We start from the raw sequence: 18,353 nt of genomic DNA, 5'->3' as shown, positions 1-18,353 counted from the left end.
TGGCCAAAACCAGAACTGAGTTCTGCCAGAAGCCCGCTACACACGGAATCATGCACACCGCTGGCTAACGGGTGCACACGACTGCCGCTAACGCAAATAGTTAACGGCAACGGTAACGACGATACCAATCACAGCCAGAATCAACAGTCCTTGCAGGATGGTGCGTTTGGGTTTTTCTTCCATAATGTCAGACCTTCATACGAGTGGCAGACCTGGCGCCTGCCGACATGCAAAACAACAAACCCCGCTGGGGCATAAAGCCTGGCGGGGTTCCCTTCCCGAGCAACCGGATCAATACCGGATCCGGTTCTCTCGGACTATCTGTGCGTTCAGCTTAGTGCGTGTCAGCGGCTTGCGATTTACCCTTGCGAGCAGCCAGCCATTTACCCAAACCGACAACCACGATAATGCCAATGACTTCAACCGCAATCTTAACAGTTTGCGGCGCATGTTCGCCATTGAAGAATGTTCTCTCGGTAAATACATCGGAAACCAGCATACCGCCGGCCAGCCAGCCCAGCAGACCCGCGCCGAGCGTAACCACCAGCGGATATTTGTCGATCAGTTTAAGCACCAGGGTACTGCCCCAGATAATAATGGGCACGCTGACAATCAGACCAAACGCCACGTAAGCCACTTCGTGTCCGGGTGTGGTTTTCTGCGCAGCAGCGGCAATCGCAATCACATTATCCAGACTCATGACAAAGTCAGCAATCAGGATGGTTTTGACCGCCGTCCACACTGACGTACCGCCGGCCACATTGCCATGTTCATCCTCTTCGGGAATCAGCAGCTTGATGCCAATCCAAATCAACAGCGCACCGCCGACAATTTTCAGATAAGGAATCTCCAGCAGCTTCAGTGCAAAAGCGATCAGGATGACCCGCATGATGATGGCGCCGAAAGTCCCCCAGAGAATGCCTTTCATGCGTTGCGCTTTTTCCAGATTGCGGCATGCCAGGGCAATGATGACGGCGTTGTCGCCACCCAAAAGAATGTCAATGAGAATAATCTGGAATATTGCAGCCCAGCTCATGGTTTGAAAAAACTCAAGCATAATGAAAGATCACCTCTGTTAGATTTGTATGATAAGCAGGCAACGCCGACCATGGTCCAGCCCCTGCGTGTGCCTGCGCCTGCATCGTACCTAGCCGCGCATCGGCGCGCGGCTGTGCCAAAGAAAAAAGCGGCCAGCCTGTCCTGCTACTGAAGGCCGGCGCCATAGGCGAGAAGGCAAAAAAAAGAGCGCTTGCGCGCCCTTTTCGCTCCAGACTGCGAGCAATTATAAAACAGAGTATTCAGTAACCTGTCAGCTTTTTGCGCGAGCCACAAAAATTTTGCCCAACACCACCACCAATAGCGCCCCCACAACCCCCATGGTGATACCCAATTGATGGTGCGTCATGTGCACCAGCGATGCCCAAGTTTCAGAGCTCGGCTCAATAACAGGGTCGGCCACAAACATTTCGCCCGCAATATAACCGAGCAGCGCTGCGCCAAGCCAGACGATAAGGGGAAATTTCTCAATAACACTAAGCAGCAAGGTACTGCCAAAAATGACAAGCGGAATACTCAGCGCGAGGCCGATAATCAACAGAGTGGTATCGCCATGGGCTGCTGCAGCAACCGCAACCACGTTATCCAGGCTCATTACCAGATCGGCAACCAAAATGGTGCGGATCGCACTCAAAAGTGAGGCATGAGACTTTTCATGCCCGCCTTCATCGTCGTCTGACTTAACCAGCGAAACGCCAATATAAACCAGCAACACCGCACCAATAATTTTCAGATAAGGCAGCATCAACAGTTTGGCGGCAACCAGTGTGAGAATAATCCGCATCACAATGGCGGCGCCCGAGCCAATCACAATTGCCTTTTTTTGCTGATTTTCCGGCAAGGTGCGAGCTGCCAGCGCGATTACCACTGCATTGTCACCCGACAGCAGAATATTTACCCAAACGATTTCCAACAGGGCGAGCCAAAACGCCGAAGAACCTACATCCATAGTGAACCTTCCAAAGAGACTTTAAATGAGAAAATGTTGTCTGTGTTATCGCCTGACCTGTTGCAGGAGCAAGCACATTTTTATTCGTGCCATCATTCTATGAATCTTTGCTTACAGCGGGCTGACTTGAAGGCATGCAACAAAAGAAATCGCCCCTGAAATCACACAAACACGATTGTGATTTTCAGGGGCGATTCAGCATTTATCGCAGCGCAAGGCGCGACAAATGACCGCTGGTACTTACAGTACTGATTTGAGCAGTTTGCCCATTTCAGATGGATTGCGTGTGGTACGGATACCGCAAGCTTCCATGATTTCCAGCTTGGCATCGGCCGTATCGGCGCCACCGGAGATCAGCGCACCGGCGTGGCCCATGCGTTTTCCTGGAGGAGCAGTAACACCGGCGATAAAGCCCACTACTGGCTTGCTCATATTGTCTTTGGCCCATTCGGCGGCATTGACTTCGTCCGGCCCGCCGATCTCACCAATCATCACAACCGCATCGGTCTCTGGATCGTCGTTGAACATTTTCAGGATATCGATGTGTTTGAGACCATTGATCGGGTCACCACCAATACCAACTGCACTGGATTGTCCCAGGCCGAGCTCCGTCAACTGGGCAACGGCTTCGTATGTAAGCGTGCCTGAACGGCTGACCACACCAATGCGGCCTTTTTTGCAGATGTGCGCTGGCATAATGCCGATTTTCAGCTCATCGGGCGTAATCAGACCAGGGCAGTTAGGGCCCAGCAGCAGTGTTTTTTTGTTTTCCTGGCGCATGCGGTTGCGGACAGCCAGCATATCGCGAACAGGAATACCTTCGGTAATGCAGATCACCAGATCCAGGTCAGCGTCTACCGCTTCCCAGATGGCATCAGCGGCACCTGCTGGTGGAACATAGATAACAGATACATTGGCGCCCGTTTGTTCTTTCGCGTCCTTGACAGAAGCGTAAATAGGCACGCCTTCGAAATCCTCGCCTGCGCGTTTAGGATTCACACCAGCAACAAAAGCTTCTTTACCATTGGCGTAATCACGGCACATACGTGTGTGGAACTGGCCGGTTTTACCGGTAATACCCTGAGTGATGACTTTGGAGTCTTTATTGATCAGAATTGACATGAAAAATTCCTTGCTTACTTAACGGCGGCTACGACTTTAGTCGCGGCTTCAGCCATGGTATCGGCGCTGATGATTGGCAGTCCGGACTCGGCGAGCATTTTTTTGCCCATCTCTTCATTGGTACCCTTCATGCGTACAACCAGAGGGACCGAGAGGTTAACGGCTTTGCAGGCAGCGATCACGCCTTCGGCGATCACATCGCAGCGCATGATGCCGCCAAAAATATTCACAAGAATCGCTTTGACTTCCTTGTTTTTGAGCATGATCTTGAATGCTTCGGTGACCTTCTCAGCGGTCGCACCACCACCCACATCCAGGAAGTTGGCAGGTTCGCCGCCAAACAGCTTGATCGTATCCATAGTGGCCATGGCAAGACCGGCACCGTTGACCAGGCAGCCGATATTGCCGTCCAGCTGAATGTAAGCCAGATCAAATTTGCTGGCTTCGATTTCGGCAGGGTCTTCTTCGTCCAGATCGCGGTACTCAACGATTTCGGGGTGACGGAACAAGGCGTTTGAGTCAAAGTTGAATTTGGCGTCAAGCGCAATGATATCCCCAGAGCCGGTCAGAATCAGTGGGTTGATTTCAGCCAGGGAAGAGTCCGTATCCCAGTAGGCCTGATACAGTTTTTGAAATTCAACAGCTGCTTTCTCAACGGAAGCATCCGGCACACCAATGCCACGTGCCAGTTCGCGTGCTTCATCATCGGTAAAACCTTTGGCAGGATCAACAAACACTTTCAAAATTTTTTCCGGTGTTTTTTCCGCTACTTCCTCAACGTCCATGCCGCCTTCGCTGGACGCCATCACGCACACGCGCTGGCTGCTGCGATCGGTCACGATCCCTACGTAATATTCCTTCTTGATGTCCGCGCCCTCTTCAATCAGCAGGCGGTTGACTTTCTGACCCTCGGGGCCGGTCTGGTGCGTGACCAGCTGCATGCCCAGAATTTCGGAAGACAACTGACGCACTTCGTCAATGGACTTGGCCAGCTTGACGCCACCGCCCTTGCCACGGCCGCCAGCATGAATCTGCGCCTTGACAACCCAAACCGGGCCACCGAGCTTCTCTGCGGCTGCAACCGCTTCATCTACGGAAAATGCGGGGATGCCGCGAGGCACCGTCACGCCGAATTTTTTCAGCAGCTCTTTGCCTTGATACTCATGGATCTTCATGTATTACCTATTAACGTAGGATAAAAAAACAAATGCTCAGCGTTGAGCGAGCACACGAATTGAGACTGTGTTGAAGCCTGTACAACGATCATCACTGCCGGGCCCTGCGTTTACCACCCTCCTGGGGGTTCACATACCATTCCGGATAATGCTCCCGGACCACAGGAGAAGTGACCGCCAGCGCGTGACACCCTTCCAGCTGAAACGGTCTTTTTCCGGTTTTCTCGGCCTGCTCACGACGCTGCGCCGACAAGCTCTGTACAAAAACTGTAGGCAGCAGCACGACCAGCTCGGACATGTGTGTACAGCCATCGACACGGCCAAAGCGCTCGCGCACCGCAGCCCGGAACTGACGCAGCAAATGCAGTCCGACCAGACCACGGTAGGCCTGCTCAATGGCCATACAGGCGGCGTTATAAGGCGCAGCCTGATATTTGGCCCGAACATCTGTGATCAACCCTTCCTGCGTGACCAGCAAAACGATAGTCATATCGTGCACTGGGTCGCCTGCCTTATGCATGGCACCCACTTTGGTAGGAAAATCATAGGATTTGACATCGACCAGATGCGCTTCCAGCTCCCAGAGTGCATCCTCCCGGAGATAGGAATCCATGGTGATACTGCGGGTATGAATTGGCTTTCGTGCCGAAGAACCCAGAGACATGTTCGAGCGATTGAGGAGTTATTGGTCAGTAAACCGATAAAGTATAGCGTACTCCCTTGCGCGCACGCTTGTAAAAAGGCCGAATTTGCGAATTTTTGCTGCAAAGCAAAATCAGCGTGAGGTATACCGGCACGAATCCGGACGGATACAGACAGCGCCGGACAAAAAAACCACGGAGTGGCCACAAGCCAATATCTCCGTGGAAAAGGTTGGTAAACAGTATGTGCACTCATCACCGCAGTATGTGCACTCATCATGGTGCGATGGGCATTTCATCGCACGGGATGAACTTACACTGCAGCGCGCAATGCCTGTGCGGCGTGGACCATTTCAATTAATGCACTGCGTGTCTCCGGCCACTGACGGGTTTTCAGTCCGCAATCGGGATTGACCCACAACTGCTTGCGATCCAGCCGACTTGCCGCCTTGTTCATCAACTGAATCATCCATTCACGGTCCGGAACATTGGGTGAGTGAATATCATAAACACCCGGCCCGATATCATTTGGATAGTTAAAGCGTTCAAACGCTTCAAGCAGCTCCATGTTTGACCGCGAGGTTTCAATCGTAATCACATCCGCATCCATTGCCGCAATGGATTCGATAATATCGTTGAACTCTGAGTAGCACATATGGGTGTGGATCTGCGTTGTGTCCTGCACGCCTGAAGTACTGACCCTGAAACAATCGACGGCCCAGTCCAGATAAGCCTGCCAGTCGGCCTTGCGCAATGGCAGGCCTTCGCGGAAGGCGGGTTCATCAATCTGAATAACCCGGATACCGGCTTTTTCCAGATCCTGCACTTCATCGCGCAATGCCAGTGCCAATTGCAGGCAGGTTGCCTGACGCGGCTGATCTTCACGCACAAATGACCATTGCAGTACTGTAACCGGGCCAGTCAGCATCCCTTTCATGGGTTTGTCGGTCAGCGACTGCGCAAATGCAGTCCACTCGACTGTCATCGGGATCAGACGTGCCACATCGCCGTAGATGATGGGTGGCTTGACGCAGCGCGAGCCGTAACTCTGCACCCAGCCATTCTGCGTAAATGCAAAGCCCGCCAGCAACTCACCGAAATACTCCACCATATCGTTTCGCTCCGGCTCACCGTGAACCAGGACATCCAGGCCGGCCTCTTCCTGGAATTTGACCACCTCGCGAATTTCATCACGAATGGCTTCTTCATATTTGGCGTCGCTCAGGGTACCGGCTTTCCAGTCACGGCGAATCTTGCGAATTTCCGGGGTTTGCGGAAAGGAACCGATAGTCGTGGTAGGAAAGTCTGGCAATCCCAGCGCCTCGCGCTGTTTACTGATGCGCTCGGCAAACGGCGACCGTTCGCGTGCAACCGACGCCTCACCCGCCACCCTTGCAGCCACCGCAGGATTGTGAATCCGCTGCGACACTTTGCGCTCGGCCAAAGCGATGCGCTGCCGGGCCAGCGCCTCATCCTGCGCCGCGCTCACCGTGCCGTTCAGGGTCGCAGCAAGCAGCCTCAGCTCATCCAGCTTTTGCACTGCAAAGGACAGCCAGCTTTTTATTTCGTCGTCCAGCTGGGTTTCCTCTGCCAGATCAACCGGGACGTGCAGCAATGAAGACGCCGGCGCCAGCCACAGACGCTCGCCCAATTGTTCCTGTACCGGTGCAAGCAATGCGGCGGCCTGATCCAGGTCTGTACGCCATACATCACGACCACTGATCACGCCGGCCGACAGCACGCGATCAGCAGGCCAGGCCGGCAGCACGCGCGCCAGTTGCTGCGGACCGCGTACCAGATCAAAGTGCACCCCGCCAACGGGCAGCGATGCAAGCAAATCGGTATTGTCGGCCACATCACCAAAATACGTTGCCAATAAAATGCTTACGGGTGTTGTCGCCAGCTCTGCATACACCTGACGGTACGCTTCCTGCCAGGCCGCGGGCAGATCCAGCACCAGCGCCGGCTCATCCACCTGCACCCATTGCACGCCCTGTTCGGCCAGGCGCGCCAGCACTTGCCGATAGACTTGCACAAGCTGCGGAACCAGCGCCAGTTTGCGCTCATCTTCTGCACTCGAAAAGGATTCACCCTTGCTGAGCCTAAGATAGGTGAGCAACCCGGGAATGACTGGTTTAACCTTGTGACCCAACGCCTGAGCCTCGGCCACCTGGTCAAACAGGCTGGCACGCGCCAGGAAAAATGTCTGATCCGCAGCCAGTTCCGGCACAATATAGTGGTAATTGGTGTCAAACCATTTGGTCATTTCACATGCGGCTGCCGGCTCGCCGACAGGGGCACGGCCACGCGCCATCCTGAATAAGGTATCCAGATCAACCGGCGCATTCCGGGGATGCCTGAACCGTGGCGGCACAATGCCCAGCGTGGTGGACCATTCCAGAATATGGTCATACCAGGCAAAATCGCCCACCGTCACAAATGCATTGCCCGCTGCTTGCTGGATGGCCCAGTGTTGCTCGCGCAATTGCCGTCCCGTCTCAAGCAATTGCGCTTCAGTGGACTGACCAGCCCAATACGCTTCCAGTGCTTTTTTCAGTTCCCGTTTTACACCGATACGCGGAAAACCCAGGTTATGTGTCAATGCCATATGTAATCTCTCTTAATAATATCCAGTTGACCGCCGTCATTTCGGACTAAAAGTGAAAGCGGTCTCGCATAAGCGTTGATTAAATAAGTGGGTAAATTGTGCCGCGCCGGGAAGATGAAGTCAGCTCAAATTCATTGATATAATATTAGTAAAATTCATGTTTTATTATAGTTATCTGATTTTTAACGTTATTTCACTACCCGATATGCTTATAACTGTTCTGTCCGATGCAAAAGAGAGCGGACTGGCACTTTCCTGATAGCATGCCGGCATAAATGAAGAAAATTCACGCAGGCACCTAATACCATGATAGAAATTAAACATCTTGAAACGCTCACGGCAATCCGGGAAGCAGGAAACCTGCAGGATGCCGCCGAACGCCTGTCAGTGACACAATCTGCACTCTCGCACCAGATCCGCGAACTGGAAGGCAGACTGAACCTTAATTTGCTGAATCGTCGTACTCGCCCTGCCCGTTTCACCACAGCCGCATTGCGCCTGCTGACATTGGCCGACGACATCCTGCCGCGCATTCGCAGCGCCGAACGTGAGATGCAAAAACTGGCATCTGGCAGCACGGGCCGGCTGTATCTGGCCATCGAATGTCATTCCTGCTTCCAGTGGCTGATGCCTACCCTGGATGCATTTCGCCTGCAGTGGCAGGACATTTCACTGGATCTGTCCGCTGCCTTTTCGTTCGCCCCCATCCCCGCCCTGATGCGTGGAGATCTGGACCTGGTCATTACCTCGGACCCTGTGCCGGATGAATCCGTAGAGTATGTTCCCCTATTCAAATATGAACTCGTACTGGCAGTGGCTGCCGACAACCCACTGGCTCGCAAGCGCTTTATCAAACCGGCAGATTTGAGCAATCAGGTCCTGATTACCTACCCGGTAGAAGAAGAACGTCTGGATATTTTTACGGCATTCCTGGATCCCGCCGGCGTGGAACCTGCCGCCATCCGTAAATCGGAGCTGACGCCGATGATTGTTCAACTGGTCAATAGCAATCGTGGTGTGGCCGCTTTGCCAAACTGGGCGCTTACCGAGTATCAGGCTCAGGACTGGCTCAAAATCGTACACTTGGGTGAAGCCCCCGGCATCTGGTGCACACTGTATGCAGCCATTCGCAGTGAAGACCGGGAGACGCCGTATATTCAGGCCTTTCTGGAGCTGGCCCGGGAAATCTCGTTCAAGCATCTGGCAGGCATTCGTATGGCCACCTGACGCGCCCGGCTGCACATAGTTGCTAAATGCATACGCAAATGTACTTGTGGGTTGCAAACCATAGCGTCAAAGAGATATATTTCCTTTAGGGAAAAAATATTGCAATGCGCAAAAACATCAATTTTTTCTATGTTGCAGCGTGTTGCAATACTTTCTGTGTAACTCTCAAAAAGACAGGAGCAGAGGGAAATGGCCGTGGGCAGTCAACATTCAGCATCCTTGGATCATCTGAGCAAACTTGCTGCAACAGCGGGTGTCACCATCAACGGCGATGCACCCTGGGACCTTCGCTTTAAGGATATCAAGGCAGCGGACCGCATTCTTGCCCAGGGAAGCCTGGGGCTTGGCGAAAGTTATATGGACGGTCAATGGGAATGCGACCAGATAGATGAAATGATCGCCCGCCTGCTCAGACACCGGATTGATGACGAAGTCAAAACCGCATCCACCCTCTGGCATGTGCTACGTGCCCGTTTTGTAAACAACCAGAGCCGCGCCAAAGCCTGGGAGGTTGGTGAAAAACACTATGATCTGGGCAATGAGTTTTTCCGGGATATGCTGGATGCGCGCATGACCTACACATGTGGCTACTGGGATAACGCCAGCACACTGGATGAGGCGCAGGAAGCCAAGCTCGATCTGGTATGCCAGAAAATGGGACTCAAGCCAGGTATGACCGTTCTAGATATCGGATGTGGCTGGGGTAGTTTTATGCGCTTTGCCGCCGAGCGTTATGGCGTTCAGTGCACCGGCATCACGATTTCCAAAGAACAGGCCGAATACGGGCAAAAGCTGTGCGAAGGCCTGCCTGTGCAGTTTGTATTGCAGGACTATCGTGATCTGACAGGACAATATGATCGCATTGTCAGCCTGGGTATGTTCGAGCACGTAGGTCGCAAGAATTACCGCACCTACTTTGAAGCGGCACGCAAAAATCTGAAAGACGATGGGCTATTCCTCATGCACACGATTGGCGGCAAGGTTCGCGATCACGATCCCGACCCATGGATTCACAAATATATTTTTCCGAATGGCGAAATTCCGGTCATTGGCCAGGTTGCTGACCATACCGAAGGATTGTTTCTGATCGAAGACCTGCACAACTTTGGCGCCGACTACGATAAAACGCTCATGGCGTGGCATGCCAATTTTGAAAAACATTGGGACAAGCACGCATCGCAATATTCCGAGCGCTTCTATCGCATGTGGAGATACTACTTACTCATTTGCGCAGGCTCATTCCGGGCACGAGACAATCAGCTTTGGCAATTTGTATTGTCACCCAACGGCGTGCCGGGTACTTATCGTCGACCCAAGCTCTAGAAAGCAGTACGCAACAGAATAGAAACAGGCAACGCCATACGACGTTGCTCGAACAGTTCGCCGCGCCCTTCCAGCAGGCATGCTGCCATTGTCTTTAGATGATAACCAGGATGTGATTGCAATATTTGTTCGAACTAGTCATCGGACGGATCGCGGATGATCTTTCTGACAACATCCGGGGAGAAACCGCGGCTGAGCAAAAAGCGCATTTGTTTGGCATATTCCTGAGGGGACGCATACGCCACCCCCTTGAATTTTTTTTCCCAGACAGCTTTGGCGCGTTCGTATTCCGAAAGCTGCAGGTTCTGCAGCGTTGCATTCACATCGCTTTCAGAAAGATGATGCTGCCGTAATTTCGCGGCAATGCGCATTGCTCCCCATTTATGTGCAGCAACATTGGCCGTCGCCTGTAGAAAACGACTGTCGGATTGCCAGTTTTCTTTCTTCAGACGACGCATTACCTCATCGAGCTCTTCCGGGCTTTCTGCATGCGGAGCGAGTTTCTTTCTGAGTTCGTATTCCGAATGCTCGCGCCTGGACAGATATGAAATGCCACGGGCCAGCAGACTACGGCCCTGGCCGCGCCTGCCCTGCCCTTGGGAAAAATCACTCATCCGCTTCCGTAGCCTGAGCAATATCTTCGGGATCTGCCGTAAATTCCTGAGCCCGGGCGATAATACCCATATTCTCACGAACCCGGTTTTCAATTTCCACAGCCGTTTCCTTGTTCTCTTTCAGGTACTCGCGAACATTGTCTTTACCCTGACCAATGCGCGTACCGCTGTAGCTGTACCAGGCACCCGCCTTATCGACCACACCAGCCTGCACACCCAAATCGATAATTTCGCCTTCGCGAGAAATGCCAGCGCCATACATGATGTCGAACTCTGCCTGCTTGAACGGTGGCGCGACCTTGTTTTTGACCACTTTGACACGCGTTTCGTTACCCACAACCTCGTCGCCCTTTTTGATAGAGCCGATACGACGGATATCCAGGCGAACTGAAGCGTAGAATTTAAGTGCATTACCGCCTGTTGTGGTTTCAGGGCTACCGAACATGACGCCGATTTTCATTCGGATCTGGTTAATGAAGATAACCATGCAATTGGTACGCTTGATGGAAGCCGTGAGCTTACGCAAGGCCTGACTCATAAGACGCGCCTGCAAGCCGGGCAGGCTGTCGCCCATATCGCCTTCGATTTCCGCACGGGGCACCAGCGCCGCTACCGAGTCGACCACGATCAGGTCGACAGACCCGGAGCGCACCAGCGCATCGGTAATTTCCAATGCCTGCTCACCGGTATCCGGCTGGGAAATAAGCAAATCGGACAGATTAACGCCCAGTTTGGACGCATACTGCACATCGAGCGCATGCTCGGCATCGATAAACGCGCAAGTGCCGCCGATTTTCTGCATTTCGGCAATAACCTGAAGGGTAAGTGTGGTTTTACCGGATGATTCGGGGCCGTAGATTTCCACAACACGACCACGTGGCAATCCACCTACACCCAGCGCAATATCGAGCCCGAGAGAACCAGTAGAAACCACCTGGATGTCGTGCGACACTTCGTTATCGCCGTAGCGCATAACGGAGCCTTTACCAAACTGCTTTTCGATTTGAGAGAGTGCTGCGCTGAGTGCCTTGGCGCGGTCGGCGCGTGCGGCTTTGGATTGCTTGTCGTCCATGGAGGGTCCTTGTGACTGAATAGAGAAACCGGATATCGCAATATATAGATAAACTGCTTATGAATAAAGACGTGAATACCGAAAGGGGCGATAAGTGCCATATAAGTACGACTTAACTGCCACATTAGTGCCTAGCGCCGTATTTCTGCACAGGCCCTGCCGCTCTTATTCACCCGATAAATAAACCGTTTTATAAACCGTTTTATAAACTATAGCTGTTCGCTATCTATATAAAACATAACTGTTCGCCGTCTAAAAAAAGCTGTTGGCTATCTAAAATATAGCTGTTCAATACTGCTGTTCAAAACTGCTGCTCAATATAGCTGTTCACTATCTATTGCGATATACCGAATATTATCGCATTAAATTATACTGTATATTTAGCCAGTATAATACCATTATCTGTACTTTTTTATGTACTGTTCGTTCTATACCAATTCAATTCAGGACATTGTCAGAGCTTCCGCATTATATTTGCGTTGTAATGATGGCGAGACGACAAGTTTCAATCCCCTTTTGAAGTTTCGTCAGCATTGTCAGCGCTATACCCCGTAAGTTTTATATAGCGCTGAAACCCGTATTAACCTGCCCCCGGGCAGGTTTTTTTTGGCTTGTGCATTCCGCGCTCCAGCACCCGATCCATCGGACTGAACAGGACAACGTTTTCGGCGACAAAGCGTCGCCCGACTCATTTGCGATGACGATAGCCGGTACAATAAACGCTTTTGGCGTAAAAGTATGTGGTTTAAGAATCTGAGCGTTTACCGGCTGGCTGCCGACTGGAAACCCACGCAGGAAGAGCTTGAAGACAAGCTGGCAAAAGCCGCTTTCGTTCCTGGCAATAAATCGGATATGAACAGCATGGGGTGGGTGCCTGCCCGGGAAGACGGGATGCTTGCCCACGCGCTTAGCGGCCAGTACCTGTTATCGCTACGCATTGAAAAAAAACTGCTGCCCGCCACGGTCATCAATCAGTTTACCCGCGCCCGCGCACAGGAAATCGAAGAGCAGCAGGGCTACAAGCCCGGCCGCAAGCAAATGCGGGAAATCAAGGAAGAAGTCACCGACACCCTGCTGCCCAAAGCGTTCAGCATATTCCGCGACACCAAGGTATGGATTGATACCCAGAACCACTGGCTGGTAATTGACGCCGCCTCGGCAACCAAAGCAGACGAAGTGATTGGTGCCCTGGCCAAAGTGATTGATCCACTGCCGCTTAAAAGCCTGTACACCGAACAATCCCCCGCTGCTGCCATGACCGAATGGCTTCTTGCCGACGAAGCGCCCGCGATGTTCTCAATCGATCAGGATACGGAATTGCAATCTTCTGCAGAAAACAAGGCGACCATTCGTTACGTTCGCCAAAGCCCTGAAAAGGAAGACGTACAGAAGCATATCCAGTCGGGCAAGCAATGTACCAAGCTGGCGCTTACCTGGTCAGATCGTATTTCATTTGTCTTGAGCGACAACCTCATCATCAAACGTATCGCTCCGCTGGACATCCTGAAGGAAAATCAGGATATGTCGGCCATGGACGAAGAAGAACGCTTTGATGCAGATATGACGCTGATGACTGCCGAACTGGCAGGATTGCTGGGTGCGCTGGTTGAAGCACTGGGTGGTGAAAAACAGACTGCCAAATAAAAGCAGAAAAGCAGCTGTTTAAAAAGGGGCCGGCAGCGCCGCCCCGCCCTTACTCCAGATTAATGGTAATGGTATACGGAACTGGCGTCGCCTTATGGGCAATGGCCGCCTGTTCCTGGCGCGACTCCATATCCGTCTTGAACAGAACCCGCAGTTCGTACAAGCCTTCAGCCGGAATCACATATTCGGTATCGCGCTGTAACGAATAGGCCTCCTGGCCGAAGAGCGCCAAATCGATGGATGCGTCTCCCTTCAAATTGACTTTCAGTTTCTGGTCCTTGAACGCACGAAACTGATAGGAAGAATACCCTGCCCCGAGAATATAGCCGGTGTACATCATGGCATGCTCGTTCGTGGGAAAACGAACGCTCTGCGTCATATTCGTAAGCGAATTAATGAGCGCTTCATTGTGTTTTTGTTCGGCCTCTTCCTTGGCGGGAACCGGCTGCTCTACGGTCTCGACGACCTGCCGCTCGATATATCCGACAATAATGACGCTCAGCACCGTTACCAGGGCAATGAGCGCAATGAATTGTTTACTGAAAGAGTTCACACGCATTTTTTGTCAGATCGAACTTTATTGAAAAACGGACTGTATCATAACCTGATTTATAAGCAGCTTAAACCGCAGACTCGCCGTAATGAATTATTGAATGGTCATTCCCGACTAAAGGTGCCTGAGGGTGCCTGAGGGTACCTGAGCACCCGCCCCGGGCGGGCCACATCAGCGCAAGAGCACCCTTTCCTTGAGTCGAGTCAATTGATCGCGGGCCGCTGCGGCTTGTTCGAATTCCAGATTGCGGGCATGATCCTGCATCTGCTTTTCCAGCCGGCGAATCTCTTTGGCTAGCGCCTTTTCATCCACCAGCAGCGATTCAAGACGGATCTCTTCGGCAGTGCTTGCCTCGGGTGCATCCTGAATAACGCCATCAATCATTTCGCGGACCGACTTGCGCACGCCCTGCGGCACAATCCCGTGCTCGGCATTAAACGCCATCTGCAGATTACGGCGCTTTTCGGTCTCTTCCATGGCGCGATGCATGGAGTCGGTAATACGATCCGCATACAGAATGGCTTTACCATTCAGATTTCGGGCCGCGCGGCCAATCGTCTGGATCAGACTGCGTTCGGAACGCAGAAAACCTTCCTTATCTGCATCCAGAATCGCCACCAAAGAGACCTCGGGAATATCCAGACCCTCACGCAGCAGATTGATGCCCACCAGAATGTCGAATTGCCCCAGGCGCAAGTCGCGGATAATTTCCACCCGCTCGACCGTATCAATATCCGAATGCAGATAGCGTACTTTCAGGCCGCTTTCGGTCAGATAATCGGTCAGATCCTCTGCCATGCGCTTGGTCAGCGTGGTAACCAGCACCCGCTCGCCAATGGCGATACGCAACTTGGCCTCACCCAGCAGGTCGTCCACCTGAGTGAGCGCCGGCCGTACCTCAACCATGGGGTCAACCAGGCCGGTAGGTCGTACCACCTGGCGCACCACGTTGTCGGAATGCTCATTTTCATAGTCTGAAGGCGTGGCCGACACAAAAATGCTCTGCCGGACTCGCTGCTCGAACTCTTCCATCTTCAGTGGCCGGTTGTCCATCGCAGACGGCAGACGAAAACCAAACTGCACCAGCGTTTCCTTGCGGGACCGGTCACCGCGATACATGGCGCGCAACTGGCCCATCATCCAGTGACTCTCATCAAAGAACATAAGGGCATCCTGCGGCAGATAATCGATAAGCGTTGGCGGTGGCTCGCCCGGTGCCGCGCCGGACAGATGGCGGGAATAGTTCTCGATTCCCTTGCAAAAACCCAGCTCCTGGAGCATTTCAATATCAAACCGGGTGCGTTGTTCGATGCGCTGCGCCTCAACCAGTTGATTATTATCTACAAAAAATTTGGTGCGATCGCGCAGCTCTTCCTTGATGGTTTCAATCGCCCGCAACACCGTATCGCGCGGCGTCACATAATGCGAACTCGGATAGACGGTGAACCGGGGGACGCGCTGGCGGATTTTGCCGGTTAGCGGATCGAACAGGTCAATACTCTCCAGCTCGTCATCAAACAGGCTTAGCCTGACCGCCAGTTCGGCACTCTCGGCCGGGAAGATATCAATCACTTCGCCACGCACCCGGAAGGTACCCCGCGAGAAATCAACATCATTGCGCTCATACTGCATAGACACCAGGCGCGCCAGGATTTCCTGACGCGGCGTGTGATCACCCGTGCGAAGCACAAGCACCATAGCGTGGTAATCTCCGGGATTACCAATACCGTAAATACAGGAAACCGTACCCACAATAATGGTATCGCGCCGTTCCAGCAGGCTTTTGGTTGCCGACAGACGCATCTGTTCTATATGTTCATTAATGGACGAATCTTTTTCAATGAACAGATCACGCGTGGGCACATAGGCCTCGGGCTGATAGTAATCGTAGTAAGACACGAAGTATTCCACGGCATTGCGCGGAAAAAATTCCCGAAACTCTGAATACAGCTGAGCGGCCAGTGTTTTGTTGGGGGCCAGCACCAGCGCCGGGCGCCCCAGGCGTGCGATCACGTTGGCCATGGTGTAGGTTTTGCCCGATCCTGTAACGCCAAGTAGCGTCTGATACATCAAACCATCATCAACGCCTTGCGTTAAGGCTTCAATCGCGGCGGGCTGATCGCCGGCTGGCGGATAGGGCTGGTATAGCTGAAACGGGCTGTCTGCAAATTCGATAAATCCGGCTTCGCTCATAGATTGTGCATCCAGGGTTAAATTAGCACTGATTTAGGCGTACAATCTTCCATTATCCACTTTATTTGTCCTTCCCTGCAACCTTACCTTTTCTTATAACGATGACCACTCTTTTCAATGCCGTCGAGCTCGCCCCCCGTGATCCGATTCTGGGTCTGAATGAACAGTACAATGCCGATACCCGTGATACCAAGGTAAATCTGGGCGTTGGCGTCTACTACGATGATAATGGCAAGATCCCTCTGCTGAAGGCAGTGCAGGAAGCCGAAAGGCAGCGCGTAGAAGCGCACGCTGCCCGTGGCTATCTGCCCATTGAAGGCATCGGCAATTACAACAAGGGTGCGCAGGAACTGCTTTTTGGCAAAGACTCAGATGTGATCACCCAGGGTCGTGCCCTCACTTTCCAGGCACTGGGCGGTACAGGCGCGCTGAAAATCGGCGCCGACTTCCTCAAACAGTTGCAACCAGACTCAACTGTTTACATCAGCGACCCAAGCTGGGAAAACCACCGTGCGCTGTTCGAACGCGCCGGCTTCAAGGTAGAAACCTATAGCTACTATGACGCCGCTACCCACGGCCTGAATTTTGACGGCTTCGCCGCATCAGTCAAAGCCATGCCTGAAGGCTCCATCATCGTGCTGCACGCATGCTGCCACAACCCAACCGGAGTGGATCCCAGCCCGGAACAATGGCAACAAATCGCTACCTTGGTGAAAGAACGCAATCTGGTACCGTTCCTGGACATCGCCTATCAGGGATTTGGCGCTGGCCTGCAGGAAGACGCCGCCGTTGTACGTCTGTTCGCCGATCTTGGCATGTCCATGTTCATCAGCTCCTCGTTCTCCAAATCATTCTCGCTGTATGGCGAGCGTGTGGGGGCGCTTACTGTTGTAACAAGCAGCACAGACGAAGCGTCCCGTGTGCTGAGCCAGATCAAGCGGGTTATCCGCACCAACTATTCCAACCCACCTACCCATGGTGGTATGGTGGTAGCGCAAATCCTGAATACACCAGAACTATTCGCCCAGTGGGAAAGCGAACTGGCGCAAATGCGTGACCGTATTCGCGAGATGCGCAAGCAGCTTACAGACAAGCTGAATGCTGCCGGTGTCAAACAGGACTTCAATTTCGTTATGGCCCAGCGTGGTATGTTCTCCTACTCAGGCCTGACCAAAGAGCAGGTAGAGCGGCTGCGCACAGAGCACGGCATCTACGCCGTCAACAGCGGACGAATCTGCGTTGCTGCGCTCAATAGCCGCAATATCGACAGCGTGGTAAAGGCGATCGCCGCCGTTCTGTAATCGGTAACCACCAAATCCGCGGCCTGCAGGCAGTTTCTCACTGAAAACGCTTGCCATCCGTCCGTGAATGCGTCAGAATATGGACTGTATATACATACAGTCCATTTTTTATTTGTCTCTTTGATTACGGGGAAACATGAGCCTGAAACTTACCGCGCGCCAGCAGGAAATTTTGAATCTGATCAAAGCCGCTGTGGAGCGCACCGGCTTTCCCCCCACGCGCGCAGAGATTGCCGCCGCCCTGGGATTCAAATCGCCCAATGCTGCGGAAGATCATTTGCGGGCACTCGCCCGAAAAGGCGCCATCACGCTTACGGCGGGTGCCTCGCGCGGTATTCGTCTGGTTGAAGACGCCGACACAGCGGCAACAGGCTCTCCGTCCGGCTCATCTGGCAGCCCCACACCAGGCCGCTCCACATCAGGCAAAGCCGCTGGCAATATTGGCGTGTCCCTGGCCGATGGTCTGCGTCAGTTGTTATTGCCCGTGGTAGGTAAGGTGGCTGCCGGCAGCCCCATCCTGGCGACAGAACACATCCATCGAGAACTGTCCATAGACCCTTCACTCTTTGAACAGCAGCCCGATTACCTGCTCACGGTCAAAGGACAAAGTATGCAGAACATCGGCATCATGGACGGCGATTTGCTGGCTGTCAAACGCTCACCCGATGCTCGCAATGGCCAGATCGTGGTTGCGCGTATCGATGATGAAGTGACCGTCAAGCGCTTTAACCGTCGCGGTCGTATTGTCGAACTGCTGCCGGAAAACGACGAGTTCTCTCCCATTATCGTCTCCGATGAAAATGATTTTGCTATCGAAGGGATTGCAGTCGGCCTGATCAGGCCGCATAATCTGCACTGATTCTCCTTTTCGGTGT

Annotated in this window: 15 protein-coding genes; 5 read left to right on the top strand and 10 right to left on the bottom strand. The window is 52.9% G+C overall.

All coding sequences use genetic code 11. The annotated features are described in order from the left end of the window. Positions 1 to 334 precede the first annotated feature (334 nt). The 6 genes from MIM_RS09640 to metE form a co-directional block, all read right to left on the bottom strand. A complete protein-coding gene (locus MIM_RS09640; RefSeq protein ID WP_025372545.1) occupies positions 335 to 1,057 on the bottom strand; it encodes a TerC family protein in 723 nt (240 codons plus the stop codon). 252 nt (positions 1,058 to 1,309) lie between these two features. After that, a complete protein-coding gene (locus tag MIM_RS09635) occupies positions 1,310 to 2,005 on the bottom strand; it encodes a TerC family protein (protein WP_025372544.1) in 696 nt (231 codons plus the stop codon). A gap of 240 nt (positions 2,006 to 2,245) precedes the next feature. After that, positions 2,246 to 3,127 carry a succinate--CoA ligase subunit alpha gene (sucD, locus tag MIM_RS09630; protein ID WP_025372543.1) on the bottom strand — a complete coding sequence of 294 codons (882 nt, stop codon included), beginning with the start codon at positions 3,125 to 3,127 and terminating at the stop codon, positions 2,246 to 2,248. A gap of 14 nt (positions 3,128 to 3,141) precedes the next feature. Then, on the bottom strand, positions 3,142 to 4,302 hold the full coding sequence (gene sucC, locus MIM_RS09625) for an ADP-forming succinate--CoA ligase subunit beta (protein WP_025372542.1): 1,161 nt from the start codon (positions 4,300 to 4,302) through the stop codon (positions 3,142 to 3,144). Positions 4,303 to 4,393: 91 nt separating this feature from the next. Continuing rightward, a complete protein-coding gene (locus MIM_RS09620) occupies positions 4,394 to 4,966 on the bottom strand; it encodes a DUF2889 domain-containing protein (protein ID WP_025372541.1) in 573 nt (190 codons plus the stop codon). Positions 4,967 to 5,256: 290 nt separating this feature from the next. Then, entirely contained in the window at positions 5,257 to 7,551 is a 2,295-nt protein-coding gene (metE, locus tag MIM_RS09615; protein ID WP_025372540.1) for a 5-methyltetrahydropteroyltriglutamate--homocysteine S-methyltransferase, read from the bottom strand. A 306-nt stretch (positions 7,552 to 7,857) separates the two neighbouring features. On the opposite strand from metE, the gene MIM_RS09610 reads away from it, so the two are divergent. Next, positions 7,858 to 8,778, top strand: a complete 921-nt coding sequence (locus MIM_RS09610) for a LysR family transcriptional regulator (protein WP_025372539.1) — start codon at positions 7,858 to 7,860, stop codon at positions 8,776 to 8,778. Positions 8,779 to 8,967: 189 nt separating this feature from the next. Beyond that, on the top strand, positions 8,968 to 10,101 hold the full coding sequence (cfa, locus tag MIM_RS09605) for a cyclopropane fatty acyl phospholipid synthase (RefSeq protein WP_025372538.1): 1,134 nt from the start codon (positions 8,968 to 8,970) through the stop codon (positions 10,099 to 10,101). A gap of 134 nt (positions 10,102 to 10,235) precedes the next feature. Here the strand turns inward: cfa and recX are convergent, their stop codons facing one another. Beyond that, on the bottom strand, positions 10,236 to 10,715 hold the full coding sequence (gene recX / locus MIM_RS09600) for a recombination regulator RecX (protein ID WP_025372537.1): 480 nt from the start codon (positions 10,713 to 10,715) through the stop codon (positions 10,236 to 10,238). After that, positions 10,708 to 11,787 carry a recombinase RecA gene (recA, locus tag MIM_RS09595; protein WP_025372536.1) on the bottom strand — a complete coding sequence of 360 codons (1,080 nt, stop codon included), beginning with the start codon at positions 11,785 to 11,787 and terminating at the stop codon, positions 10,708 to 10,710. Before recA ends, recX begins: the two co-directional genes overlap by 8 nt. 738 nt (positions 11,788 to 12,525) lie before the next feature. Here recA and MIM_RS09590 point away from each other — a divergent pair. Next, positions 12,526 to 13,431 carry a recombination-associated protein RdgC gene (locus MIM_RS09590; RefSeq protein WP_025372535.1) on the top strand — a complete coding sequence of 302 codons (906 nt, stop codon included), beginning with the start codon at positions 12,526 to 12,528 and terminating at the stop codon, positions 13,429 to 13,431. Positions 13,432 to 13,480: 49 nt separating this feature from the next. Here MIM_RS09590 and MIM_RS09585 read toward each other — a convergent pair whose 3' ends face one another. Next, the gene (locus MIM_RS09585; protein WP_025372534.1) at positions 13,481 to 13,990 is read right to left on the bottom strand and encodes a hypothetical protein; all 510 of its coding nucleotides are present in this window, start codon (positions 13,988 to 13,990) and stop codon (positions 13,481 to 13,483) included. A 165-nt stretch (positions 13,991 to 14,155) separates the two neighbouring features. Then, a complete protein-coding gene (uvrB, locus tag MIM_RS09580; protein ID WP_025372533.1) occupies positions 14,156 to 16,177 on the bottom strand; it encodes an excinuclease ABC subunit UvrB in 2,022 nt (673 codons plus the stop codon). 101 nt (positions 16,178 to 16,278) lie between these two features. Here uvrB and MIM_RS09575 point away from each other — a divergent pair, with 101 nt between their 5' ends. After that, positions 16,279 to 17,478 (top strand): amino acid aminotransferase, encoded by a 1,200-nt coding sequence (locus tag MIM_RS09575; RefSeq protein WP_025372532.1) that lies wholly within the window; start codon positions 16,279 to 16,281, stop codon positions 17,476 to 17,478. Between the two features lie 136 nt (positions 17,479 to 17,614). Next, on the top strand, positions 17,615 to 18,337 hold the full coding sequence (lexA, locus tag MIM_RS09570; RefSeq protein WP_025372531.1) for a transcriptional repressor LexA: 723 nt from the start codon (positions 17,615 to 17,617) through the stop codon (positions 18,335 to 18,337). Positions 18,338 to 18,353 lie beyond the last annotated feature (16 nt).

This window comes from Advenella mimigardefordensis DPN7 (genome assembly GCF_000521505.1).
GTDB classification, from domain to species: Bacteria; Pseudomonadota; Gammaproteobacteria; order Burkholderiales; family Burkholderiaceae_B; genus Advenella; species Advenella mimigardefordensis.
This window is presented reverse-complemented; position numbering and strand designations above follow the sequence as displayed.